Origin of the sequence: Paenibacillus sp. GM2FR, assembly GCF_002803325.1 — a bacterium.
Lineage (GTDB): Bacteria > Bacillota > Bacilli > Paenibacillales > Paenibacillaceae > Paenibacillus_AQ > Paenibacillus_AQ lautus.
Window position 1 is genome coordinate 697,699 of record NZ_MKZM01000008.1, and the last position, 24,006, is coordinate 721,704.

The 24,006-nt window shown below is 50.2% G+C and carries 27 protein-coding genes and 1 riboswitch; of the genes, 26 read left to right on the top strand and 1 reads right to left on the bottom strand.

Annotation, left to right across the window (positions count from 1 at the left end):
• Nucleotides 1–70 precede the first annotated feature (70 nt).
• The 8 genes from spoIIAA (at nucleotide 71) to PAEVO_RS03390 (ending at nucleotide 6,645) form a co-directional block, all read left to right on the top strand.
• Nucleotides 71–424 carry an anti-sigma F factor antagonist gene (spoIIAA, locus tag PAEVO_RS03355; RefSeq protein ID WP_076320918.1) on the top strand — a complete coding sequence of 118 codons (354 nt, stop codon included), beginning with the start codon at nucleotides 71–73 and terminating at the stop codon, nucleotides 422–424.
• Complete coding sequence (spoIIAB, locus tag PAEVO_RS03360) at nucleotides 421–879, top strand: anti-sigma F factor (RefSeq protein ID WP_100536272.1); 459 nt, start codon at nucleotides 421–423, stop codon at nucleotides 877–879. Before spoIIAA ends, spoIIAB begins: the two co-directional genes overlap by 4 nt.
• An 11-nt stretch (nucleotides 880–890) precedes the next feature.
• Complete coding sequence (gene sigF / locus PAEVO_RS03365; protein WP_006209412.1) at nucleotides 891–1,646, top strand: RNA polymerase sporulation sigma factor SigF; 756 nt, start codon at nucleotides 891–893, stop codon at nucleotides 1,644–1,646.
• Between the two features lie 182 nt (nucleotides 1,647–1,828).
• Complete coding sequence (locus tag PAEVO_RS03370) at nucleotides 1,829–2,473, top strand: stage V sporulation protein AA (protein WP_100536273.1); 645 nt, start codon at nucleotides 1,829–1,831, stop codon at nucleotides 2,471–2,473.
• A complete protein-coding gene (locus PAEVO_RS03375) occupies nucleotides 2,470–2,898 on the top strand; it encodes a stage V sporulation protein AB (RefSeq protein ID WP_100536274.1) in 429 nt (142 codons plus the stop codon). Before PAEVO_RS03370 ends, PAEVO_RS03375 begins: the two co-directional genes overlap by 4 nt.
• A 23-nt stretch (nucleotides 2,899–2,921) precedes the next feature.
• Nucleotides 2,922–4,556 carry a spore germination protein gene (locus tag PAEVO_RS03380; protein ID WP_100536275.1) on the top strand — a complete coding sequence of 545 codons (1,635 nt, stop codon included), beginning with the start codon at nucleotides 2,922–2,924 and terminating at the stop codon, nucleotides 4,554–4,556.
• A gap of 118 nt (nucleotides 4,557–4,674) precedes the next feature.
• Nucleotides 4,675–6,006 (top strand): diaminopimelate decarboxylase, encoded by a 1,332-nt coding sequence (lysA, locus tag PAEVO_RS03385; protein WP_100536276.1) that lies wholly within the window; start codon nucleotides 4,675–4,677, stop codon nucleotides 6,004–6,006.
• A 207-nt stretch (nucleotides 6,007–6,213) separates the two neighbouring features.
• Nucleotides 6,214–6,645 (top strand): peptidylprolyl isomerase, encoded by a 432-nt coding sequence (locus PAEVO_RS03390; RefSeq protein WP_009595227.1) that lies wholly within the window; start codon nucleotides 6,214–6,216, stop codon nucleotides 6,643–6,645.
• A 66-nt stretch (nucleotides 6,646–6,711) separates the two neighbouring features.
• Here PAEVO_RS03390 and PAEVO_RS03395 read toward each other — a convergent pair whose 3' ends face one another.
• Entirely contained in the window at nucleotides 6,712–7,113 is a 402-nt protein-coding gene (locus PAEVO_RS03395; protein WP_100536277.1) for an acyl-CoA thioesterase, read from the bottom strand.
• A gap of 202 nt (nucleotides 7,114–7,315) precedes the next feature.
• A riboswitch (FMN riboswitch) is annotated at nucleotides 7,316–7,499 on the top strand.
• Between the two features lie 268 nt (nucleotides 7,500–7,767).
• On the opposite strand from PAEVO_RS03395, the gene ribD reads away from it, so the two are divergent.
• From ribD to PAEVO_RS03485, 18 genes are all read left to right on the top strand, one after another.
• Nucleotides 7,768–8,868, top strand: a complete 1,101-nt coding sequence (gene ribD / locus PAEVO_RS03400) for a bifunctional diaminohydroxyphosphoribosylaminopyrimidine deaminase/5-amino-6-(5-phosphoribosylamino)uracil reductase RibD (RefSeq protein WP_100536278.1) — start codon at nucleotides 7,768–7,770, stop codon at nucleotides 8,866–8,868.
• A 23-nt stretch (nucleotides 8,869–8,891) separates the two neighbouring features.
• Complete coding sequence (gene ribE, locus PAEVO_RS03405) at nucleotides 8,892–9,560, top strand: riboflavin synthase (protein WP_100536279.1); 669 nt, start codon at nucleotides 8,892–8,894, stop codon at nucleotides 9,558–9,560.
• Nucleotides 9,561–9,605: 45 nt separating this feature from the next.
• Entirely contained in the window at nucleotides 9,606–10,844 is a 1,239-nt protein-coding gene (locus PAEVO_RS03410) for a bifunctional 3,4-dihydroxy-2-butanone-4-phosphate synthase/GTP cyclohydrolase II (RefSeq protein ID WP_100536280.1), read from the top strand.
• A gap of 260 nt (nucleotides 10,845–11,104) precedes the next feature.
• Complete coding sequence (gene ribH, locus PAEVO_RS03415) at nucleotides 11,105–11,572, top strand: 6,7-dimethyl-8-ribityllumazine synthase (RefSeq protein ID WP_006209422.1); 468 nt, start codon at nucleotides 11,105–11,107, stop codon at nucleotides 11,570–11,572.
• A 67-nt stretch (nucleotides 11,573–11,639) separates the two neighbouring features.
• Entirely contained in the window at nucleotides 11,640–12,431 is a 792-nt protein-coding gene (locus PAEVO_RS03420; RefSeq protein ID WP_100536281.1) for a segregation and condensation protein A, read from the top strand.
• On the top strand, nucleotides 12,400–13,005 hold the full coding sequence (gene scpB / locus PAEVO_RS03425; RefSeq protein ID WP_100536282.1) for an SMC-Scp complex subunit ScpB: 606 nt from the start codon (nucleotides 12,400–12,402) through the stop codon (nucleotides 13,003–13,005). The genes PAEVO_RS03420 and scpB overlap by 32 nt, the downstream gene beginning before the upstream one ends.
• 188 nt (nucleotides 13,006–13,193) lie before the next feature.
• Complete coding sequence (locus PAEVO_RS03430; RefSeq protein ID WP_100536283.1) at nucleotides 13,194–13,877, top strand: DUF2953 domain-containing protein; 684 nt, start codon at nucleotides 13,194–13,196, stop codon at nucleotides 13,875–13,877.
• Entirely contained in the window at nucleotides 13,850–14,299 is a 450-nt protein-coding gene (ytfJ, locus tag PAEVO_RS03435) for a GerW family sporulation protein (RefSeq protein ID WP_100536284.1), read from the top strand. The genes PAEVO_RS03430 and ytfJ overlap by 28 nt, the downstream gene beginning before the upstream one ends.
• A 156-nt stretch (nucleotides 14,300–14,455) precedes the next feature.
• On the top strand, nucleotides 14,456–15,643 hold the full coding sequence (locus PAEVO_RS03440; protein WP_100536285.1) for a D-alanyl-D-alanine carboxypeptidase family protein: 1,188 nt from the start codon (nucleotides 14,456–14,458) through the stop codon (nucleotides 15,641–15,643).
• 62 nt (nucleotides 15,644–15,705) lie between these two features.
• On the top strand, nucleotides 15,706–16,338 hold the full coding sequence (locus tag PAEVO_RS03445) for a nucleoside recognition domain-containing protein (protein ID WP_100536286.1): 633 nt from the start codon (nucleotides 15,706–15,708) through the stop codon (nucleotides 16,336–16,338).
• Nucleotides 16,339–16,344: 6 nt separating this feature from the next.
• Complete coding sequence (locus PAEVO_RS03450; protein ID WP_076320934.1) at nucleotides 16,345–16,878, top strand: spore maturation protein; 534 nt, start codon at nucleotides 16,345–16,347, stop codon at nucleotides 16,876–16,878.
• Between the two features lie 126 nt (nucleotides 16,879–17,004).
• Nucleotides 17,005–17,343, top strand: a complete 339-nt coding sequence (locus PAEVO_RS03455; protein WP_100536287.1) for an N-acetylmuramoyl-L-alanine amidase — start codon at nucleotides 17,005–17,007, stop codon at nucleotides 17,341–17,343.
• Between the two features lie 21 nt (nucleotides 17,344–17,364).
• Complete coding sequence (locus PAEVO_RS03460; protein ID WP_071223906.1) at nucleotides 17,365–18,120, top strand: pseudouridine synthase; 756 nt, start codon at nucleotides 17,365–17,367, stop codon at nucleotides 18,118–18,120.
• Between the two features lie 125 nt (nucleotides 18,121–18,245).
• A complete protein-coding gene (locus PAEVO_RS03465; protein WP_100536288.1) occupies nucleotides 18,246–18,773 on the top strand; it encodes a redoxin domain-containing protein in 528 nt (175 codons plus the stop codon).
• Nucleotides 18,770–20,473 (top strand): cytochrome c biogenesis protein ResB, encoded by a 1,704-nt coding sequence (resB, locus tag PAEVO_RS03470; RefSeq protein WP_100536289.1) that lies wholly within the window; start codon nucleotides 18,770–18,772, stop codon nucleotides 20,471–20,473. Before PAEVO_RS03465 ends, resB begins: the two co-directional genes overlap by 4 nt.
• On the top strand, nucleotides 20,460–21,713 hold the full coding sequence (gene ccsB, locus PAEVO_RS03475; protein WP_100536290.1) for a c-type cytochrome biogenesis protein CcsB: 1,254 nt from the start codon (nucleotides 20,460–20,462) through the stop codon (nucleotides 21,711–21,713). Before resB ends, ccsB begins: the two co-directional genes overlap by 14 nt.
• A 101-nt stretch (nucleotides 21,714–21,814) precedes the next feature.
• The gene (locus PAEVO_RS03480) at nucleotides 21,815–22,531 is read left to right on the top strand and encodes a response regulator transcription factor (RefSeq protein WP_009595176.1); all 717 of its coding nucleotides are present in this window, start codon (nucleotides 21,815–21,817) and stop codon (nucleotides 22,529–22,531) included.
• A 1-nt stretch (nucleotide 22,532) separates the two neighbouring features.
• The gene (locus PAEVO_RS03485) at nucleotides 22,533–23,966 is read left to right on the top strand and encodes an ATP-binding protein (protein WP_100536291.1); all 1,434 of its coding nucleotides are present in this window, start codon (nucleotides 22,533–22,535) and stop codon (nucleotides 23,964–23,966) included.
• The last annotated feature ends 40 nt before the right edge of the window (nucleotides 23,967–24,006 follow it).

A 24,006-nucleotide genomic window follows, 5' to 3' on the forward strand; every position in this document is an offset into this window, starting at 1 on the left:
GTCGGGATGCAGGAATGTCTTTTTCAAATGTAGAAATCTTTGTTCATGTCAGGGAGGAGAGTGAGCAAACATGAATCTGCATGTTGATATGGAGCATCACAGGCATGTACTGATCGTCCGTCTGTCCGGGGAACTGGATCATCATACGGCCGATCATGTCCGGATGCAGCTGGATGAAGCTATTCAGAGACGTCAAACAGAGCACTTGGTGCTGAGCTTAAAGGACTTGGACTTTATGGACAGCTCAGGACTTGGGGTCATCCTGGGACGCTATAAATTCATCAAGCAAAAGGGCGGAAAGATGGCGGTATGCGATGTCAAGCCGCAGGTTTACCGCTTGCTTGAAATGTCGGGGCTGTTCAAGATCATGCCGATATATGAGAACGAGGGCACGGCACTCTCGGGTTTGGAGGTAGTGTCATGAGTGAAGGGAAAGCACAGCATAATTTTATGACTCTGCAGTTTGCCGCAAGGTCGGAAAACGAATCCTTTGCCCGTGTCGCCGTGGCTGCGTTCATCTCCCAGATGGATCCCAACATGGATGAGCTGAGTGACCTGAAAACGGTAGTCTCCGAAGCGGTTACAAACAGCATTATCCACGGTTACGATAGTGATCCGGAAGGGGTTGTCAAGATTGAAGCCCTAATAGACGGGGATATGATCACGCTGTGCATTGAAGATTCCGGCCATGGGATCGAAGATTTGGAAATGGCCAAACAGCCGCTTTATACATCCAAGCCAGAGCTGGAGCGATCCGGCATGGGATTCACCATCATGGAAAATTTCATGGACGAATTTGAAGTGGTCAGCGAACCAGGCAGCGGTACGTCGATCAAAATGAAAAAGAGGATCGAATCTAAGAAAGCTTTATATAATTAGGGGTTGGACAAATGGATGCCGATGTGAAGAAAACTTCGCAGACTTATTTGGACGACGCGGAGGTCAAACGACTCATTGCACTTAGCCAAAGCGGGGATAATGTCGCCCGGGACACGCTCGTCAACTGTAATATTCGTCTTGTCTGGTCTGTCGTTCAGCGGTTTATGAACCGGGGGTATGAGCCTGATGATCTGTTTCAGATCGGCTGTATCGGTCTCCTCAAATCCGTGGACAAGTTCGATCTCAGTTATGACGTAAAGTTCTCGACCTATGCCGTACCGATGATCATTGGAGAAATTCAGCGCTTCTTAAGGGACGACGGGACCCTGAAGGTCAGCCGATCGCTTAAGGAAATGGCCAACAAAGTCAGGAAGAAGCGGGACGAGCTGTCCAAGCAGCTTGATCGTCTTCCAACGGTGAAAGAGGTTGCCGAAGAGCTTGGGGTAACCCCCGAAGAAGTGGTGTTTGCCCAGGAGGCGAACAAACCGCCAACCTCGATTCATGAGACCGTATTTGAAAATGACGGGGATCCCATAACGCTTATGGATCAGATAGCTGATGAGTCGCAGGAACGATGGTTCGACAAGCTGGCCTTGAATGAAGCGATAGGAGGCTTGACCGAACGGGAGCGGCTCATTGTCTATCTGCGGTATTACCGGGATCAGACGCAGTCGGAAGTTGCCAGCCGGCTGGGCATATCCCAGGTACAGGTATCGCGACTTGAGAAAAAAATATTGCAGAGCATACGGAACGAGATCGCGCAGTAGCGGGCCTCAGCCGTTATTCTAAAGCCTGATCAAACTGACGCCGCCCTTAGGGGACGGCGTTTTTTTCATTTTTCAGCAAACCCCTTGGTGGTTTGGCGGATAAAGAAAGTATGGTAAATCCGAGTAGAAAGGAGAGAGATTTCCCATACTAACGGTAATTTAGCAGTAAAGGAGTGTTTCGGATGAAGGTTAATCCCACTCCGACGGTGTTTCTGCAGCTAAGGAGCCGCATACGGTTACCAAAGAACCAATCCGTCAAACTAGGTGATGTTGCCTTCATTGTCTGCGAACCCGAATGGGAGAAACGGCTTAGAGCCCTGCCGCTTACGCAGCCGAAGGATATCGATGGCAACCGCCTTGTCATGGATCTGATTCAAATCATCCCGAAGATTCAAGTCTTGATTCCTGGCGCTCATATTGAACCAATGGGAAACCATCATACCCTGGTGGAGCTTGTCGGTCCGGAAAGCAAGCGGTCAAAATTGTGGTTCCCGCTCATTTGGCTGCTCTTGTTTTTCGGTTCGGCACTGACCATTATGAACTTCCATGCCGACGTCAACATGCTCGAGGTACAGATCCGAATCGTCGAAATGGTGACGGGGAAGAGGGACGAGCATCCCTATTTGTTCCAGATTGCTTACTCGCTGGGGCTCGGATTTGGAATGACGGTGTTCTTCAATCATTTGTTCAAGAAAAAATGGAATGAAGAACCGACCCCGCTTGAGGTGGAAATGTACCTCTATCAGGAAAATCTGGATCAGTTCGTGGTCGCCGAAGAATATCGGAAAATGAACGCCGGAGCCGATACGGCAGGTAAGGAACCATGATGCTGTCCATTCTGCAAGGGATATTCACCTGTGTTCTTGGCGTTGCCGGGGGCATCGCCGTCGGCGGCGGAGTCATCGCGCTCATCATCGTGCTGGACATCATCCCGAGATTGTCCCAACTGACGGCAACTTACAGCCGGGTCCATTGGTATGAAGGGGCTTTAATAGCGGGATCTTTCATCGGCACGGTGGCCGATTTCTGGAGATGGTCGGTTCCATTGGGACCGGTTGTGAGTACCGTGATTGGATTGATGTGCGGGATTTTCATCGGCATGCTGGCAGCCGCATTGACGGAAGTGCTGAATGTATTGCCGATTCTGGCTAAGCGGCTCCGGTTGACGGGGTATTTGTTTGGTCTTCTAATGGCCATGGTGGCAGGCAAGGTAGCGGGCTCTCTGTTCGACTGGTTTGTTTACAGCAAGTGATAGTTATGGCTAGGAGGTAGGTTATGGACGAGAAAACAACACATAGCGGCGAACTGGAAACCGATATTCCGATCATTCCCCCGTCGGAGATCAAAGCGTTGGAGGAACAAGAGCTGAAGGAGAAGAGGGAGGCCGAAACCTCCAACAGCACTGAGGAATCCGTCATCTACTGGCAGCAAACGGACCATGTTCCCGCGAAGCTGAGTGATCTGAAAAAAGTGCTTAAGGAAGTTATCGGTCTTGGGGTTTCTTTTGATGTGGTATTCCGTGAAATGAACTTTGCCGGCAGAAATGCGGGGCTTCTCTTCTTAAACGGCTTCACGAATGATGCCATCGTGACGGATATATTGACAAGGCTGACGTACCTGACACCGCAGGATGTGAGCAACCAGGCACTTACCGAGATGATGACCCGCTATATTCCCCATGTCCAAGTGGAGCGGGATACAAGACTCAGCAAAGTGATTAACGAAGTGCTCTCCGGGATATGTGCGCTGTTTATTGAGGATGCACATTCCGCCATCTTGTTGGATACCCGTAAATATCCTGTGCGCGGGCTCGAAGAGCCTGCGGTGGAACGCGTCGTTCGCGGCGCAAGGGATGGTTTTACGGAGACACTCGTTACCAACGTGAACCTGGTGCGAAGACGGGTTCGTGATCCGGGACTGCACGTCGAGGTCATGAAGGTCGGAAGGCGGACGAGAACGGATGTGTGCCTGCTTTTCATTGATGACATCGTGGACCGAACTCAGGTTGAGGCGATTCGCAGGAAAATACAGGAAGTGGATTTAGAGGGGCTTCCTATCGGAGATAAGCAGCTCGAAGAAGCGATTGTGAACAAAGGTTGGCACCCTTTTCCGCTGGTCAGATATTCGGAACGGCCGGATGTAGTATCCTCGCATCTGCTCGAAGGCCGAATTGTTGTCATGGTAGATACTTCACCGAGCGTAATGATTATGCCAACCACGTTTTTGGATCTCTGTATGCATGCCGAGGAGAATCGCCAGACCCCGTTTATGGGGACTTATCTCCGCTGGATACGTTTTATAGGCATTTTTGCATCCATGTTCCTGCTCCCGCTGTGGATGCTGCTGGTTGTTCATCCTGAGCTGAAGCCGCCGGGTCTCGATATCATCGGTCCGCAGGAGAACGCTAAAATTCCGATTATCCTGCAGTTTATGATCGTTGAATTCGGTGTGGATTTGCTCCGTTTGGCTGCCGTGCATACGCCGACACCGCTAGCGTCGGCGATGGGGTTGATCGCTGCGATCTTGATCGGCGACATCGCGGTTAAGACCGGATTGTTTGTCAACGAGGTTGTCCTGTATATGGCGGTTGCGTCCATCGGGATGTACGCTACTCCGAGTTATGAGCTGGGACTTGCAAACCGGATGGTCAGGCTGCTCCTTCTGCTTGCAACAGCCCTGTTCGCGGTGAAGGGCTTTGTCATCGGGACGACGCTTCTGATTCTGCTCCTGACGACCCATCGTTCCTATAACTCGTCTTATTTGTGGCCGTTTATACCATTTAGTGCAAAAGCGATGGGTGAAATTTTATTCCGTAAACCGCTGCTCATGTCAAGAAGACGCCCGTCTATCAACAAAACGCGTGACAACACGAAAATGGGTTCTGAAATGAATCCGAGAGGCGAGCATTAACAATAACACAAATGTTGTGTTGAAAAATCCATTTTGATTACCTTCCGTTGTCTGCTATACTGTGAACAATTATTCGATTACCCTATTTTTGAATCAATGGATCGGAGGAATTGTAAGCATGTTTTTACACGGTACAAGCAAGATTAACGATCAGGGGCATTTGGAAATCGGCGGGTGTGACACATCCGATTTGAAAGCTCAATATGGAACACCTCTATATATTGTAGACGAGCAGTCGGTTCGTAATCGCTGCCGGGAATACATCGAGGCCTTCAAGGCGTCCGGCTTGAAGTTCCAAGTCGCGTATGCAAGTAAGGCGTTTTGCGTGATGGCCATGTGCCAATTGGCTGGCCAGGAAGGGATGTCGCTTGACGTCGTTTCCGACGGAGAGCTGTACACCGCACTTGAGGCCGGATTCCCGGCGGAACGGATTCATTTCCACGGAAATAATAAAACGCCGGAAGAGATTGAGATGGCGCTGGATGCGGAAATCGGCTGTTTTGTTGTCGATAACGTAGTTGAACTTCATATGCTGCAAGCGATTGCTGCCGAGAAGAACCGGAAGGTCAACATTTTGCTTCGCGTGACACCGGGTGTTGAGGCTCATACGCATGAGTATATCTCAACAGGCCAAACGGATTCGAAATTTGGCTTCGATATCGGCAACGGCTCAGCTTATGAAGCGGTGAAGCTTGCCGAAGCTCAAGCGAATATTCATCTGATGGGCATTCATTCCCATATCGGCTCCCAGATTTTTGAGGTGGAAGGCTTTCAGATGGCCGTTCAGCGCGTAGCTGAATTCGCGGCTTCCGTTAAAGAAGGCTTGGGGGTTGTCTTCAATGTTGTGAACCTGGGCGGTGGTTTCGGTATCCGTTACGTGGATGGAGATACGCCGCTTCAAGTATCCCAGTATGTAAAAGCGATCACGGATGCCGTGAAGACCCACTTTGCGGGCCTTGGTTCCGAACTTCCTGAAATATGGGTGGAACCGGGCCGGAGCATTGTTGGTGACGCAGGCACCACCCTTTACACGGTAGGAACAAGCAAGGATATTCCCGGAGTACGTAAATACGTTGCCGTAGACGGCGGAATGACGGATAACCCGCGTCCGGCGCTGTACGAGTCGAAATATGAAGCGTTGCTCGCGAACCGGGCTAATGAGAAGCCGGAAGAAACGGTATCCATTGCCGGCAAGTGCTGTGAGAGCGGAGATATGCTGATCTGGGACCTGGAGCTTCCGAAGGTAGCAACAGGCGATTTGCTGGCCGTATCCTGCACAGGGGCATACAACTATTCCATGGCTAGCAACTACAACCGGATCCGTAAACCTGCGGTCGTATTCGTGAAGGACGGACAAAGCAATCTGGTCGTACGCCGTGAGTCGCTTGCGGACATCGTCAGCCATGATGTCGTGCCGGCAAGTGTAACGAAAGAAACTGTAACGAGCTAAACGGATGTTTTACGCCTCTAATATCCAAGAGGGCCCGCCACTGCCTCCGGCAGCGGTCAGGGCTCTTTGGCTTGCCCAGGACTTGATATGGAATGTGTGAACGGGGGACAAGATCGCTTTGCTTCGGGGCTCAATTCATAGTAAACTATACAATGCATTGTAAAAAAATCGATTGAAGCGTTCTAATAACGGAAGGAGATAACACATATGGCTAAAAAAGCGAAGATCACATTAGAGAACGGCAAAGAGGTTGTGCTTGACCTGTTTGAGAATGATGCACCGAACACGGTAGCTAATTTTGAGAAATTGGCAAACTCCGGTTTTTATAACGGTCTTGTGTTCCACCGCGTAATCCCTGGGTTCGTGGCGCAAGGCGGTTGCCCACAGGGAACGGGAACCGGCGGTCCTGGCTATACAATTAACTGCGAGATCAACCCTAACAAGCATGAGCGTGGAAGCTTGGCCATGGCGCATGCCGGCCGCAACACGGGCGGAAGCCAGTTCTATGTTTGCTACGAGCCGCAGCCGCATTTGGACGGACAACATACGGTGTTCGGTAAAGTTGTAGAGGGCATGGAGTACGTGGATGCATTCAAAGGCCGCGACAAAATGGAAAAAGTAGAAGTATACGAAGCATAACAATCAGCTTCTGTTCAGGACAGGCTCACCCTTAAGGGTGAGCCTGTTTGATTATTCGGGGAGGGATTACGCAGGGTCAGGGAATAAATGGCGGAGCTCTTCCGGAACAGGCCTGCTTTTACGAGTAAGTACATCCATTGCCACACTGGTAACGGCAGCATCCGCGCAAAGCTCTCCCTGTTCGTTGTAAATCGTCTGAATCAGCACATAACTCGAACGACCGATAGATTTCGGTTCGGTCACGACGGTTAGCCTTTCGCCTTGGCCGCACTCCTTGCGGTAATTGATATTGATATTGACGGTAACGGTCTGGATCCCGAGCCGTTTCAACATATCATATTGAAGGTCTCCTGCTTCGTACCATTCCTCACGGCCCCACTCCAGATATTCCAGGTATTTGGCGTTATTTACATGTCCGTTGACGTCGATTTCCGTAGGACGGACGACAATGTCCAGCGAAGTTTTCATCGTAGCGCGCTCCTTTTTTAACTTTATCTTGCTCCCGTGTTTGCCCAACTTAAACTGTTCTCCCTTGGAGGAGAATTCTCCTTCTACTTCCAATACACATATTGGTATTAAGTTATAAACTTTAAAAAAGTTAGTTGTTTTTTCTTGCAATTTTCAAAAGGTGGTGATAAGATTCTTCATAAGATCAAACAATTTCATATGTTTAATCCTTCGGGGCAGGGTGAAATTCCCTACCGGCGGTGATGAACGCAGTGATTAAGCTTTAGAAAGCAGATGGCTGCGTCTTAGTCCGTGACCCGGATATGCGTGTGTTGTTGCACACCGTATGCGGTGGACCTGGTGAAATTCCGGGACCGACAGTATAGTCTGGATGGGAGAAGGAGTGAAAGACACATAAGCAATATGTGCTATTTGTGTCTATGCGCACAACGTGATATGCGTTATGTGCAGGTTTTCACATGCGGTTCAAGCCTGTACTTGCGATGATTGGATGTCGCCGGTAACGGATTTGAGTTGTTTGTTATAAGCAAAACCTGCATTCATGACGGTTATTTAGCGTGTCGATTATTAACTTCCATCAAGCTCTGTTAAGGATTCCCCCGAATCTTTGGCAGGGCTTTTTTATGTGAACGTTGGGAAAGGAGCATGTTTAGCATGGATATCGTCAACGATGAATTCTATATGTCACTTGCGCTGGACCTTGCTGAACGTGCTCAGGGTCAAACCGGGATTAATCCGGTTGTCGGCTGTGTCATAGTTAAGGATGGCGCGCTTGCAGGGGTAGGAACGCATTTGGAGCGTGGAACACCGCATGCTGAGGTTCATGCCCTGAATATGGCTGGCAGCAAAGCGGCGGGCAGTACGGTGTACGTGACACTGGAACCCTGCAGTCACTACGGTACAACGCCGCCTTGCAGCGAGAGGCTGATTGCCGAGGGTGTTCAGCGAGTGGTTGTTGCTTGCGAGGACCCCAATCCTCTGGTTGCGGGCAAAGGGATTCAAATGCTGCGTGCAGCGGGAATCCGGGTTGAGACCGGTGTCCTTAAGGAGCGTGCTCTTCGCTTGAACGAAACCTTCATTAAGTTCATTACGACGGGTCAGCCCTTCGTAACGTTAAAGACGGCCAGCACGCTGGACGGCAAAATCGCTTCGAAAACCGGCGATAGCAAGTGGATATCCAATGAAGAATCAAGAGCACTTGTGCATACGCTGCGTCATCGCCATCAAGGCATCATGGTAGGCGTGTCTACAGTTATCGCTGATAATCCGAGTCTGACGACGAGACTTGGCGTGGAAGGGCTGGATCCGGTTAGGATCATTGTGGATTCCAGCTTGCGAATCCCGCTCGACAGCCAGGTCGTGACAGACGGATTGGCGCCGACGTGGATTTTGACGACGGAGCAGGCGGATGAGACGAAGCGGACCGGGCTGGAAGAGCTGGGAGCCCAGGTTATCCCCTGCGGGCCAGGACCGCGTGTGGATCTGAAGGCTGCGATGGCGAAGCTGGGACAGATGGGGATTGCCTCCATTTTGCTGGAAGGTGGCGGCACGCTGAATGGCTCGATGTTGGAACAGAAGCTGGTGGATCGGCTCATCCAGTTTATCGCCCCTAAGATTATCGGAGGGTATGATGCGCCTGGAAATTACATGTTCAGTGGATACGAACAGATGGATCAAGCGATTATGCTGACAGGACTTGAGACGGAAAGACTGGGCGACAATATTTACGTCTCCGGGATTCCGGTCTGGAAATAAGGAGAAAGAAAGGAGGGAAGCCTGTGTTTACTGGATTGGTTGAGGAGATCGGCGAGATGAGGCGTATCGGACGGAAAGGCGAAGCCATGCTGCTCAGTATTTCCGCTAGCCGGATCATGGATGATTTAAAGCTGGGGGACAGCGTATCCGTTAACGGCGTCTGTTTGACAGCTACATCCATTGACAAAGGTATATTTACGGTAGACGTGATGCCGGAAACCTATAGAAATACCAATCTTAAGGAGCTGCAGCCAGGCGGAAAGGTAAATCTGGAACGGGCGATGGCGGCCGGAGGTAGATTTGGAGGCCATATCGTTCAGGGGCATGTGGATGGCGTGGGCGTCATACGGAGCGTACAGGCAGATCAGAATGCCGTGGTATACGAGATCGCGCCTGCGAATGGGGACGTATTCAAATATATCATTCCGAAAGGCTCCGTCACACTGGATGGAATCAGCTTGACCGTTGTCAAAACAACAGATTCCTCCTTTACGGTATCCATCATCCCCCACACGCTGGCGGAGACGGTGCTGGCTTATAAAAAAGCAGGCGATACGATTAATATCGAATGCGACATTTTAGGGAAATATGTAGATCACCTGCTGCATTACGGCTCACAAGGAGCAGGGAATCAAGGCGGGACAAAACCGGGAATCAGCAGGGATTATCTTGCGGAGCATGGATTTGCCTAAACCGGGTGCTTTATATGGTCTCCATGAGAAGAAGGAGGAGTAGCGATGGATGAGCGCTTTTCATTTCATACAATCGAAGAGGCGTTAACCGATTTGAAGGAAGGCAAGGTCGTCATTGTCGTAGATGATGAAGACCGTGAGAATGAGGGCGATTTTATCGCATTAGCAGATAAGGCAACCCCGGAGGTCATTAATTTTATGATCACCGAAGGCCGAGGTTTGGTATGTTTGCCCATGACGCAGACCAGAGCTCAGGAGCTCGACCTCAAACCGATGGTTGCCCAAAATACGGATTATCATGGAACGGCCTTTACGGTTTCCATTGATCATAAGGACACCACAACAGGCATATCTGCCTATGAACGGTCCATAACCGTCAAAGGTATACTGGATTCGAGTGCATCTGGCTCAGATTTCCGAAGACCCGGTCATATGTTCCCGCTGATCGCAAAAGATGGAGGCGTCCTGCGCCGGGCAGGACATACGGAAGCGGCTGTCGATCTTGCTAGATTGAGCGGCTCCTATCCGGCCGGCGTCATCTGTGAAGTGATCAAGGAAGACGGCACAATGGCCAGGCTGCCGGATCTCGTGGAGATTGCGAAGAAGCATGATCTGAAGCTGATTAGCATCAAGGATCTGATTCATTACCGCAATGACAAAGAAAAGCTTGTCCAGCGAGAGGTAGCTGTGCGGATGCCGACCGACTTTGGCGTGTTTCAGGCCGTTGCCTACACCAACGACGTGGACAATAAAGAGCATGTAGCCGTGGTAAAAGGGGAGATCGATGGAAATGAGCCTGTGCTCGTGCGCGTGCATTCCGAGTGCCTGACAGGAGACGTGTTTCACTCCCATCGCTGCGATTGCGGTCCCCAATTCGAGGCGGCACTCCGCCAAATCGATGAAGCGGGTAGAGGCGTTCTTCTCTACATGCGCCAGGAGGGGCGGGGCATCGGCTTAATCAACAAACTGAAAGCCTACAAGCTCCAGGAAGAGGGACTCGACACCGTGGACGCCAACCTGAAGCTCGGTTTTGCGGCGGATCTGCGTGATTACGGCATCGGAGCCCAGATCCTGAAGGATCTGGGGATCAGAAAGATCCGATTGCTGACAAACAATCCGCGCAAAATCAAAGGCCTTGAAGGTTATGGTCTTGAGGTTGTGGAGCGCGTTCCGATCCAGATGCCGGAGAACGAGGATAACACGGGCTACCTGCATACCAAGCAAGCCAAGCTCGGTCATATGCTGAAATTCAGCGATATCGAGCAAAACGAGAGCACCAACTAATCACCCAATAATAAAAGGTCAATCATGTGGTGAGGTTTGCCTCATGGAATGACCCAGCAAAGAGGACGGAATGCTGCTGGAGAAGCGGTAGCGGTCGCCTTTAACTCCTGATTTCTTTCCTCCAGAAAATAGATCATGAAATCAGGAGTAACAGCGATCGGAAGAACGGTTTGATTCGGCAGCGACTGAAATGCACAGCAATTACTATGATCACTGCAAGACCTTATATAAACTCCAAACCGAAAGGAAGTCATCCAACAATGGCAACAATATTTGAAGGTAAATTAGTATCCGAGGGTCTAAAGTACGGTATCGTCGTAGGTCGGTTCAACGAATTCATCACGAGCAAGCTGCTGAGCGGCGCACTGGACGCATTGAAGCGTCACGGCGCACAGGAGAACGAAGTCGATGTCGCATGGGTGCCGGGTGCGTTTGAAATCCCGCTCATTGCCCAAAAAATGGCAGAAAGCGGCAAATACGATGCCATCATCACCTTGGGAACCGTCATTCGCGGCTCCACCACGCATTATGATTATGTGTGCAACGAAGTGGCCAAGGGGGTATCCGCAATTAACCTGAAGACCGGTGTACCAACGATTTTCGGTGTCGTTACGACGGAGAATATCGAACAAGCCGTGGAACGTGCAGGAACGAAGGCCGGCAATAAAGGCTGGGATTCTGCCATGGCAGCCATCGAAATGGCGAACTTGACGAAAAGCCTAAAATAGTGCTTATTTAATGTAGTGCTCTTTTTTTGGAGCACTGCATTTTATTTTTTTGGCGGGAGGATTCACCGTGACCGTATTATATAAGCTGGAAACGTTTGAAGGACCGCTCGATCTGCTGCTGCATTTGATTGATAAAGCGGAAATCGACATCCAGGATATTCCCGTCAGCGAGATTACCGAACAATACATGGCCTATTTGCACAACATGCAGGAGCTGGAGCTGGAAATTACGAGCGAATTTCTGGTCATGGCTGCAACGCTGCTGTCTATAAAGAGCAAGTTATTGCTTCCGAAGCCTCCGGTTATCGAGATGGACGAGTTTGATTTTTATGAAGAGGATGACATGGATCCGAGAGCAGAGCTCATTGCCAAGCTGATCGAATACCGCAAGTACAAAGGCATCGCCCGCCATTTGCATGAGAAGGAATGGGAACGCAGTCTGATTTATTCCAAGGAAGCCGAAGATCTCACGCCTTACATGCCGGAAGTGGAAGAGAACCCGGTGCAGGGATTACATATTTCGGATTTGATCGCTGCTTTTCAAAAAGCGTTAAACAAAGCAGTCAAACGCACATCGTATGCCCGCATTCAGCGGGATGAAATATCGGTAAAGGACCGGATCCGTCAGGTCATGGATGCCCTGGAGGAGGTTGGGCCGGGAGGCAGGATCCTGTTCTCCAAGCTGCTTCACGAAGAGATGGTACGGCATGAAATCGTAGTCACCTTCCTGGCCATTTTGGAGCTGATGAAAATGAAGCAAATTTTGTGCTACCAAGAGAAGTTGTTTGAAGATATCGTCATGGAGTGGAGAGGGGAAGGACGCATTGATGGATTATCCGAAGCTGAAATCGATTATTGAGGGGCTTCTGTTCCTGTCGGGAGAAGAGGGCTTGTCGGTTAGGCAAATTGCTGAGATTACCGAGCAGTCGGATGGCCTGGTTGGCGAAGCGCTTGAAGATATGAAGGAAGAATGGGAGCGCCATGAGCGGGGGATTCAGATCGTACAGATTGCGGGGAGTTACAAAATCGCGACGCTGGCCGAGCACGCTCCGTATTTCGAGCGCCTGGCGTATTCGCCTTCTCGCTCATCCTTGTCGCAAGCCGCACTCGAAACACTCTCCATCGTTGCCTATCGGCAACCGATTACGCGCGTAGAGATTGAAGACATCCGCGGCGTCAAGTCCGAACGGGCTATTCATACGCTGGTAAGCAAAGGATTGATCGAGGAAGTCGGACGCGCCGAGGCGATTGGCAGACCGATTTTGTATGGAACGACCAAGTCCTTCCTGGAATATTTCGGGCTTGCCAACATCAAGGATTTGCCGGAGCCGTCGCAATTTGAGGATAACGATAATTTAGAAGAGGAAACGCAGCTGTTGTTTGATAAGCTTGACGGTCGTCAGCTTACGTTCGATGATGTAGAGGAAAGTTAGCCATTATACACACGAAAGATTGGAATAGAATCCTGGGCGTGGAGGAATCCACCGTCCGGGATTTTTTTATGCCGCTTGCGAAAGTTTGAAATCAAGGACTTAGAACAGTTTCGCATCATTTGGAGGTGCTTTTGCCATACTAAGCCAAGCGGATAACATTTTACTAAGTACGTCTTGGGGGTTACTTCGTGAGGGTATGGATCTTTCTGGCGGTCGGTTTGGTCGTTCTCCTCATCATATTGCTGGTCGTTGTGTTGTGCTCCAAGGTAACGATTAAGCTGGATGTGGTTCTAAAAAAAGATGAATATAAAGCATTAGCGGAAATCAAAATGATCTTCGGCTTGATTAAGCGCAAATATGCAGTCCCTTTTCACCTGGCGAACGGTGGGATCGAGTTTAAGAAGGAAACCGTTCCTGGAGACGGAGAACAGGGAAATACACACGATTCAAAAGAGGAAAAGGCTTCGAGCAGAACGATCAAATTTAAGGATTACGGGCGAGCTGTGCTTTCAACAAAAGGTTTCAAAAAATGGGTGAGGCAGACGATGGCGGCCGTTCATCTCATGGATGTGCGCTGGTCCACCCGAATTGCTTTGGAGCATGCGGCTGATACGGCGGTAGCGACCGGGCTGCTGCATGGCATAAAGCATACGCTTCTTGGATGGATATCGTATCGCCTGATCATGGAAGAGCTGCCTCGAATCGATGTAGTGCCGATCTTTAACGGTCCACCGCAAATTTCCACAGAGCTTAACTGCATAGCGAAAATCTCCTGCGGAAAAGCTATGTATGCTGGACTGGTACTTATAGTTCGCGTGTTAAAGGTGAAAGGAGGAATTAGATCATGGCAGAACACCCTATTCAAGGCTTGATGCAAACGGCTATGGAAAACATCAAGGGAATGGTGGACGTTAATACGATTGTAGGCGACCCGGTGAATACGCCTGACGGCAGCGTTATCCTGCCAATCAGTAAAGTGGCTTTTGGTTTTGCAGCCGGCGGTAGCGACTACAACGTAGAGGCTGGAGCCACACACCAAGCGACCACTAACGGGACGCACAACGATCATAGTGCCCTTCCTTTTGGTGGCGGCAGCGGCGGTGGCGTGTCCATTCGACCGATTGCTTTCCTGGTCGTGGGTAAAGAAGGCGTGCACATCGTGCCGCTGGACAATCAAACCCATCTGTTTGAACGGATTATTGATGCGACCCCGTATTTACTCGATCAAATCCAGTCGATGTTTCAATCAGGCAGCAATGACGCGAACAGCACCACGCCTCCGCCTGCGTACTGATTGGAGCAAGCAAATCCCTTTCGTTCACGACGGAAGGGATTTTTGCTGTTAGGATTATTGAAATTATGGGCTTTCAGCGTTTCTCTTACGAAATGGACATACCTTTAGCGCGGACGACATATACTTGTACAAGATTTCTGAACACCGGAGGATAAGATGATGAAAATGAAATGGTCGAACTGCAAGTTCAAGTCTTTGTTATCCATGTTGATTGCCATAAGCTGCTTGCTGGTTACGGCTGTCCCCGTGCATGCAGATCATGAGAATGGCCCCACCAATCATGCGCAGGCAGCTGCACTGATTGACGTCACTTCCGGTAGGGTGCTGTACAGCAAAAACGGGGACGAGCGTTTAAGAATCGCAAGCCTGACCAAGATCATGACAGCTATCGTGGCCATTGAACACGGCAAGCTGGACGATCGCGTCAAGATCTCCAAAAATGCCTTTGCCAAGGAAGGCTCCTCGCTCTTCCTGAAGCTTGGCGAGGAGATGACGCTTGAGAATCTGCTGTACGGTTTAATGCTGCGATCCGGCAACGACGCCGCGACGGCCATTGCCGAACATGTCGGGGGGACGGAAGAAGGCTTTGTGTTGCTGATGAACGAGAAGGCGGCCGGGCTCGGCTTGACGAACTCGCATTTTATGAATCCCCATGGTCTGGATCATGATGAACATTACTCTTCCGCTAATGATGTAGCCAAACTGACGGCATATGCCCTCAAGAACCCTGTCTTTAGCGAGATTGTTAAAACCCCGACCAAGAAAGCGCCCAATCCGAATGAAGCGTGGGACTACAAATGGGATAACAAAAACAAGATGCTTCGTTTCTATGAGGGGGCGGACGGCGTCAAAACCGGTTACACCAAAAAAGCATTCCGCTGCCTGGTGAGCTCCGCCACCCGAAACGGTCAGCAGATTGCGGCGGTCACGCTGAATGACGGCAACGATTGGAATGATCATTCCAAGATGCTGGATTACGGATTTGCCCAATTTCCACTGAAAAAGGTAATGGAGAAAGGGCAGAAGATCCAGGGCTATCCACTGGTCACGGGCGGTTCTTTTACGTATGCGTTTGCGCATGATGAGGAAGCACGCCTGGTGAAGAGACTGGTCCTGCATAAAGCGACTACACCCGACTTGTCTTTCGGACTGCGGGGTCATATTGAACTTCTGCTCGATAATGTCAGCATCGGCAAAGTTCCGGTCTATGCGGAAGGAAGCAAGCTTCCTGAAGCCCCTGAGATCTTGCAGAAGTCCAGAAGCACATCAGGACCCATCGGTTCGTTGTCGCTGTGGCAGTCTGCAGGAGAAGTGCTTAGGCATCTGTTCAGGGCCAAATCATAACTAGCCTTCGCTTAAGAGATCGTGGATTCTCACGCAGCGGGGCAGCAAACGGGGGCGAAGAGATGATCAATTTGATTTGGATGGGGATGATACTGATCGGTGTTTGCTTTGCGGCAGTGAACGGGAACATCGAAAGTGTTACAAAAGCCGCATTTGACGGAGCTCAGACGGGAGTGACTGTCTCCTTCGGTCTCATCAGTATACTGGTGTTCTGGCTTGGCATGATGCGCCTGGCAGAGGATGCGGGCCTGCTGAAGAAGGTTGCCAAGCTGCTGGGCCCGGTTGTCCGCTTCCTGTTCCCGGATGTACCGAAGAATCATCCTGCTATGGGGTATATATTGTCCAACATGAGCGCCAATTTGTTCGGTTTGGGCAATGCGGCGACTCCGATGGGAATCAAAGCGATGCAGGAGCTTCAGAAGTTAAACCCGGACAAGGAAATAGCTTCTCCGGCGATGTGTACGCTGCTTGCACTCAACACGGCCAGCATTACGCTAATACCGACAACGCTAATTGCAATCAGGCTGAATTATGAGTCCGCCAATCCTTCGGAAATCGTCGGGACCACGCTGTTGGCTACTGCGATTGCAACGGCGGCCGCCATCATGGCTGACCGATGGTATCGAAGACGGACGATACGCCGCCAGAAGCCGCCGGGAATCGGTACAAGCCTGAACCCGGATGTGAAGGGGTGATGAGGGTTGCTATCATGGATTAATCTCGTATCCGCTTGGTCTATTCCCATTATTATCGCATTCATTCCGCTTTATGCTTATACGCGCAAAGTACCCGTATACGAATCGTTTGTGGATGGAGCCAAGGACGGCTTCTCCACAGCGATTGGGATTATCCCGCACTTGGTCGGCATGATGGTTGCCATTAGCGTATTCAGGTCTTCCGGCGCGCTGGAATTTTTTGTGGGTTGGACGGGCCCCTTTCTGCAATCGCTAGGGGTACCGAGCGAGATTTTGCCATTGGGAATTCTTAGGCCGCTGACGGGTACCGGCTCGCTCGCTTACACAACGGAGCTGATCCGCGCATACGGTCCGGATTCCATGATTGGCCGAATCGCTTCGACCATACAGGGAAGCACGGACACGACCTTATATGTACTGACCGTCTATTTTGGCGCCGTGGGTATCCGCAATGGCCGCTATGCGCTGAAGGTCGGGCTGTTCTCCGATTTGATCGGTTTTATTGCGGCGATTGCCGTCTGCCTGCTGGTGTTCGGTTAATTGTGATCGTTTGAACGGTCTGAGTAAGACGGAGCGTTTTTTCTATGTAACAGGACGTATGCCCATACCCTTGATTCCACCTTGTCATATACTGCTGCAATTACAAATTGTAGTAGGGGTGATGAAATGGAAATCGAGGGTTTTGTTATTCATCATACCGTGTGCGAGCGGGAACCGCGGAACTGGGATTTTAAAATCCATTCGGACGGCTCGGTCTCTTCTTCATCCGTGCTGGTTCAGCCGGGACAGATTCACATCTGTCTGGAGGGCGACTTCAACATCGGCTACGAGTCCATGTCGCTGGATCAGAAAACACAGCTGTTTACCGCCAGCAAAATCATTTTGGAGCTATCCAGACTCCATGATATTTCCCCGTTATACTTGTTTCCTCACTCCGACTCCTGCCCTGGGGCACATTTTCCATGGAACGCGCTTGTGATTTATCCTGTCGATGGTTATCATTAGGAATGAGGTGACCTAACGAACATGGAGAGATTACAGAAAATTATGGCACAGGCCGGAGTCGCTTCCCGCCGCAAGTGCGAGGAATTGATTCTTGAAGGCAAGGTGCAGGTAAACGGAGAGACCGTTACCGAACTCGGCACGAAGGCCGATCCAGCCCAGGATATCATTACGGTTTCAGGCAAACCGATTAAGAATGAGAAAAAGGTATACATTATGCTGAATAAGCCGAAGGGTGTCATTACAAGCGCTTCTGATCCCGAAGGCCGAAAAATTGTATCGGATTATCTCAAGGGCATCAAAGAGCGGGTATATCCGATTGGACGTTTGGACTACGATACGGAAGGACTCCTGCTGCTGACCAATGACGGCGAGTTTGCCAATCTGCTCAGCCACCCTAAATATCATGTGCCCAAAACGTATTTGGCTACCGTGAAAGGGGTGCCCCATGGCACCGAACTGGACAAGCTTCGTCAAGGGATTATGCTGGAAGACGGAATGACGTCTCCTGCCGAGGTGGAGTATAAGGATGTGGATCCGGATAATAAACAATCCGTCATATCGATTACCATTCATGAGGGACGCAACCGTCAAGTCAGAAGGATGTTCGAAGCGATTTCCCATCCGGTAACGCGATTGAAGAGGATATCCTATGGGGATCTGCTGCTGCAAAATTTAAAACGGGGCTTGTACCGCCATTTGACAGCAGATGAAATCAACCAGCTTTTGCAGATGGCGAAAGCCGCTAAGCCGGGCGGGAAACCGAAGAGAAAACGTTAAACCCGACACATAATATTCAAAATGGCGAGCGGCGTTTATGACAAATTTCGTTATAATTGTTCATAGGATGTTCACACCCGTAGTATACGATATGATGAATGTCATAGAAAGGAAGCTGCTGCTTTATGGGCAAATCAAAGAAAAGCGTACAGATTGTGATTCTGCTTGCCATTATCCTGGTCGGAGTGTACGCCGTTGCAACCGTTGTATTCGGCTCTGATGAGGTTCCCAAAGTGGGTCAAAAGGCAGCGGATTTTGAACTTCTAGGCATGGATGGCGGCGTACATACCATGAGTGAATACGAGGGTAAGGCCAGGGTTATTAATTTCTGGGGCACCTACTGTCCGCCATGCGTGCGGGAAATGCCGGCTCTTCAAGCTCAGTGGGAGAAATGGAACAGTCAAGGCGTTGAGATCATCGGAATTAATGTGGGAGAGAACAAAATGACCGTTGAGAATTTTGTTGCTCAAACCGGCGTGAAGTTCCCCATACTGATGGATCCTAAACGGAATGCTGTTGCCAGCTTCGGGGTTGGCCCCATGCCAACCACCTTTTTTGTTACGGCCTCTGGCAAGATTGACCATATTCGTATAGGCGAACTGGATTTGAACACCCTTGATAAACAAATTGAACAGTTGGTGAATGCGAAATGAGTCAAGGTTCCAAGCCTTTGATCCAGAACACGAAGTGTGATTGTGGACACCAGAATCCAACGGGGACGGTCCTCTGCGAGGCTTGCGGCAAGCCGCTGACCGAAGAAGCGGAGGCCCAACCGATTCTGGAAATGCGGTATGACGGCGTTGCTCGCCGATCACAGAAAGAAAATCCCGGTATTATCGATCGGGTATGGAATTTCTTTTCTTCGGTTAAGGTAGCAATATATCTGATAGTGCTTACGCTGATCGGCTCCTCGCTAGGCACCATCTTTCCGCAGGAAAGCACATTCCTTAACATTGACCCCTCAGTCTATTACAAAGAGGAGTACGGACAGCTGGGGCATATCTATTACTTGCTCGGGCTGTCTCATACATACACGTCATGGTGGTTCGTACTGCTGCTTGTTATGATCGGCGCATCTCTTGTCATTTGCAGTCTTGACCGGGTCCTGCCGCTGTACAAAGCACTCAGCAGGCAGCGGGTTCCGAAGCACATGTCCTTCCTTACCCGCCAGAAGGTGGTATACCAAGGGCATATTGATGAGGACGGTGCCGACTGGGTTGAACGGGTGAAGCCGATTATTAAGAAGAAGGGCTACCGCGTACGAACGGATGGCGGGACCCTACTGGCAGAGAAGCAGCGGTTCAGCCGCTGGGGCCCCTATGTTCTGCATATCGGCCTGATTATTTTCCTGCTTGCTGTTCTTGGACGGAATCTTCCTGGACTGCATATGGACGAGCACATGGCCTTCCCTCAGGATGAGCCTGTGCATATCAAGAACACGAGTTATTATTTATTGAACGACGGCTTTAAGGTGGAGTTTTATACCGAGGACGATATGCCTGAGGAATTTAAAGGCAAGAATAAAGTACTGCCGAAGGAATTCCAAACCCAGGCGATTCTGTATATGTGCGAGGCCAATTGTGACGATCTCGATAAAGAGCCTCAGCTCGTGGAATTGACACGCCATAACATTGAGGTGAATCATCCACTCAATTACAAAGGGTTAAAAGCTTATCAATTCGATTATGATCTGACCCCGATTCTCCGTACGGTTTCGCCGGTGCTGATAGACAGTAAGAGCGGGAAGGAATACGGCAAAATCACATTGTCGATCGACGATCCTCAAAGAGAGTATCAGGCGGGAGAATATACGTTAACGCTTACACAATCCTTTACCGATTTTGGACTTGGCGATAACGGCAAACCGGTAAACCTGTCACCTAACCCGAATGCGCCTGCATTCTTATTTCTGATTAAGGGACCTGAATTGCCGAAGGAAGGCATTCAATACTTCTACTTCCCTAAACAGATTGATAAGGAACGCTTTAATCAGGAAGCGATCAATGCACAGCTGGCGGGTGGGGAAGCGCTCGTACAACTGGATGTGCTGAGCATGGACGATGTGGACTTTTCGGAATCTACGACTTATCTGAATATTCGTGTGGATAAAGCCATGCCGTTCATTTGGATTGGTTGTTTTATCGGTATGATCGGCCTGGTCATGGGCTTTTATTTCACCCATCGCCGGATTTGGCTGCGTATTGATAACGGAACGCTGACACTTGGCGCGCATACGAACAAGAACTGGTTTGGACTTCGCAAGGAGATCTCCGCGATCCTCAAGCAAATGAATATCGAAGTCGATGAAAAGTCATTGGAGAATAACAGGGGGACTAAGCATGAATCTAATTGATTTTAGCGGCGACGCATTTATCGTGGCCTTTACCTTATACTGCGTGGCATTTATCATGTATGCACTAGCCGTCATGGGACGCCGGTTCCGCAAACGCGACCCGGAAGCCCATTTGGCGAAGTGGGGCAAAATCGCATTTGTTACGACAACGATCGGTTTGATCGGACACTTGCTGTACTTCTTTACAAGATGGGCGGGCTCGGGACACGTGCCGGTCAGCAACATGTATGAGTTTATGTCCTTCTTGTCGATGGCAATCATGATTGCCTTCCTCGTACTTTATTTTATCTACAAAAAATCGCTGCTCGGATTGTTTGCGCTGCCGCTGGCAGTCCTGATCATGGCCTATGCCGCCGTGTTCCCGCAGCAGGTGCAGCCGCTGATTCCTTCGCTCCAGTCATATTGGCTGGGTATCCACGTTACGATGGCGGCGCTGGGTGATGCGTTTTTTGCGGTCGGTTTTATTGCCGGCCTGATGCACCTGCTCCGTACCGTTAACTTTAGCGGAACGGACAAGGGCTCACGCAAGGAACAGCGCTGGCTTGAGCTCGTCATGTTTGCCATCGTGGTGCTGATCGGATTTATATTGTCGGTATACAGCTTCCGTGCAGGTGGATATCAAGCTGAATTTAACCAGACTTTGGTTGACCCGAAGACAGAAAATAGTACAATAGTAAAAGTGGAATATAACATGCCACCGCTTGTCGCACCATATAAGAGCGAGACGGAGAGCATGCAATCCTTCTTGGGCATGAAATCTCCACTCATGGAAGCCCCGTCCTGGATGCACGGCGTGAATGCGGGACGTAAGCTGAATACGGTGATATGGTCGCTGATCACGGGGTTGATCCTGTACGGTTTGCTCCGCCTGATCCTGCGCAAACCGCTGGCAAAATTCATTCAGCCTGCACTTAATAGATTGGATCCGGACGATCTGGATGAAATCAGTTATCGAGCCATTGCGATTGGATTCCCGGTATTTACACTGGGAGGTCTCATATTCGCCATGATTTGGGCAGAAATTGCATGGGGCCGATTCTGGGGCTGGGATCCAAAGGAAGTATGGGCGCTTATTACATGGTTGTTCTACAGCGTGTACCTTCATCTCCGGCTGTCGCGCGGCTGGCAGGGTAAATACTCATCCTGGCTGTCCGTTATCGGCTTTATCGTGGTCATGTTTACGCTGGTCGGCGTCAACTTGATTATCGCGGGCTTGCATTCCTATGCGGGAACCGATTAATTGTCAATAGAATAGCAGTGAATGATCAATCAGAAGGGCCCTTTCTTATTCAAGAGGGCCGCTTCTGATTTTCCCTATAAAAATGAAGGAGTTGGCCGCCAATGTCAGAGCACGGAAATCGTATTCTTGTTGTTGATGATGAAGAACGGATTCGCCGATTGTTAAAAATGTATTTGGAGAAGGAAGGGTATGAAATCGAAGAGGCGGAGGATGGTGAAACCGCTCTTCGCAAAGCAAGCTCGGAAGATTACGGGCTCGTTATTTTGGATGTGATGCTGCCCGGGATGGATGGAGTCGAAGTATGCACGCGTCTCCGTCAGGTGAAGTCGACGCCTATTCTCATGCTGACGGCCAAGGGTGAGGAGATCAATCGCGTACAGGGATTTGAAGTGGGCGCCGACGATTATGTGGTGAAGCCGTTCAGTCCGCGCGAGGTGATTTATCGCGTGAAGGCGATTTTGCGCCGATCATCCGCTACGGCTTATTTGAGCAAGGAACCGAACCCAAGCAACAGCATTGTTTTCCCGCATTTGATCATTGAACATGATGCTCACCGCGTGACGGCCGGAGGGCATGAAATCAGCTTGACACCGAAGGAGTATGAGCTTCTGCACTACCTGGCTTCGTCCCCGGACAAAGTATTCTCCCGCGAAGAACTGCTTAAGGACGTATGGAATTATGAGTTTTTCGGCGATCTTCGCACAGTCGATACCCATGTAAAGCGGCTGCGCGAGAAGTTAAATAAGGTATCTGCTGAATCCGCAGCGATGATTACGACAGTATGGGGAGTAGGCTACAAGCTGGAGGTACCAAAGTAACGTGAGTTTCTGGAGATCACTCGTCGGCAAGCTGTGGATTACGATAACCTGTTTAGTCGCGTGCGTGCTGCTGACGCTCGGATTATTTTTGCTCCCCTATATCGATACCACGTTTGCGAATTCGGATGCCATCAAACGTTTATTTACTTATGTGGCCATTATCGGTTTTTCGATGACCACCTTTTTCGGGTTGTTTCTGTTAACGAAGATTACCCAGCCCATGCAGCAGCTCATTGAGGCAGCCAACGATATTCGTAAAGGGAAGTATGGCACCCGTTTAAATCTTGTGACCAGTGATGAGATTGGCGAGCTGGCCAATACGTTCAACCATATGGCAGCAGAGCTGGAAACGAATATCCGCAATTTGAACCATGAGAAGGAGCATCTGTCCAGTGTGCTGAGAAGTATGAGCGACGCGGTGATTACGTTTGATAATCATGGTCAGGTCATTCTGGTGAACCCGCCAGGGCAGGAAATCATGAAAACCTGGAAAGGTCTGCAGTGGGATGATGAGCTGCAGGGCGGAGGCTGGGCGGCCGATGTCATGCCGAAACCGCTCAGCGAGCTTTATTATGCCACCGTGAACGAAGGAAAGGACCAAAGCGCTGACCTGCATGTGAAGCAGGGGATATGGTCCGCCCATATGGCTCCCTTATATTCGGATGATGTGATCCGCGGCGCCGTTGTTGTGTTAAGAGATATTACCGAGCAAGTTACGCTGGAGAAGATGCGTACGGATTTCATCGCCAACGTGTCGCACGAAATCCGTACACCGCTGTCCATGATGCAGGGCTACAGTGAAGCGCTGCTTGACGGGATGGCGGCTTCACCGGAAGAGAGCAGGGAGCTGATACAGGTGATTCATGAGGAATCCCTCCGTATGGGCCGGCTGGTGAAGGATCTGCTTGATTTAACCCGTATGGAGGCGGGGCATGCCGAGATGTCCCTGCGGGAGATGGATGCAGGCGGATTGTGTGAAAGGGTATTCCGGAAGTTCGCCGTACGCGCCAAGGAGAGAGATATTGATCTTCAGCTCAACAAACTTCACTCGAATCTTCTGCTCGAAGCGGCGGATGAAGACAAGCTTGAACAGGTGCTGACCAATCTGCTGGACAACGCTTTTCGTCATACGCCTTCAGGCAAGCAGATCCGAATCATTGCAGATCGGATTACCGTATCGAACACAGAGGCTCTCCAGGTAAAGATTAGCGACCAAGGCGTCGGTATTCCGCCTGAAGATCTGCCATTTGTTTTTGAGCGATTCTACAAAGCCGATAAAGCGCGTGTGCGGGGGGAGACGGTGGGAACCGGCATAGGCCTTGCCATCGTGAAAAATATCGTGACAGCGCATCATGGCACGATTAACGCAACAAGTGAAGTAGGCGAAGGAACGGTGTTTACGATGATCATTCCAACTAAATCGGCAGAATCTTAGGGAATGTCTCCACAAAAGACAAAACACGCTCGCAAGGAGC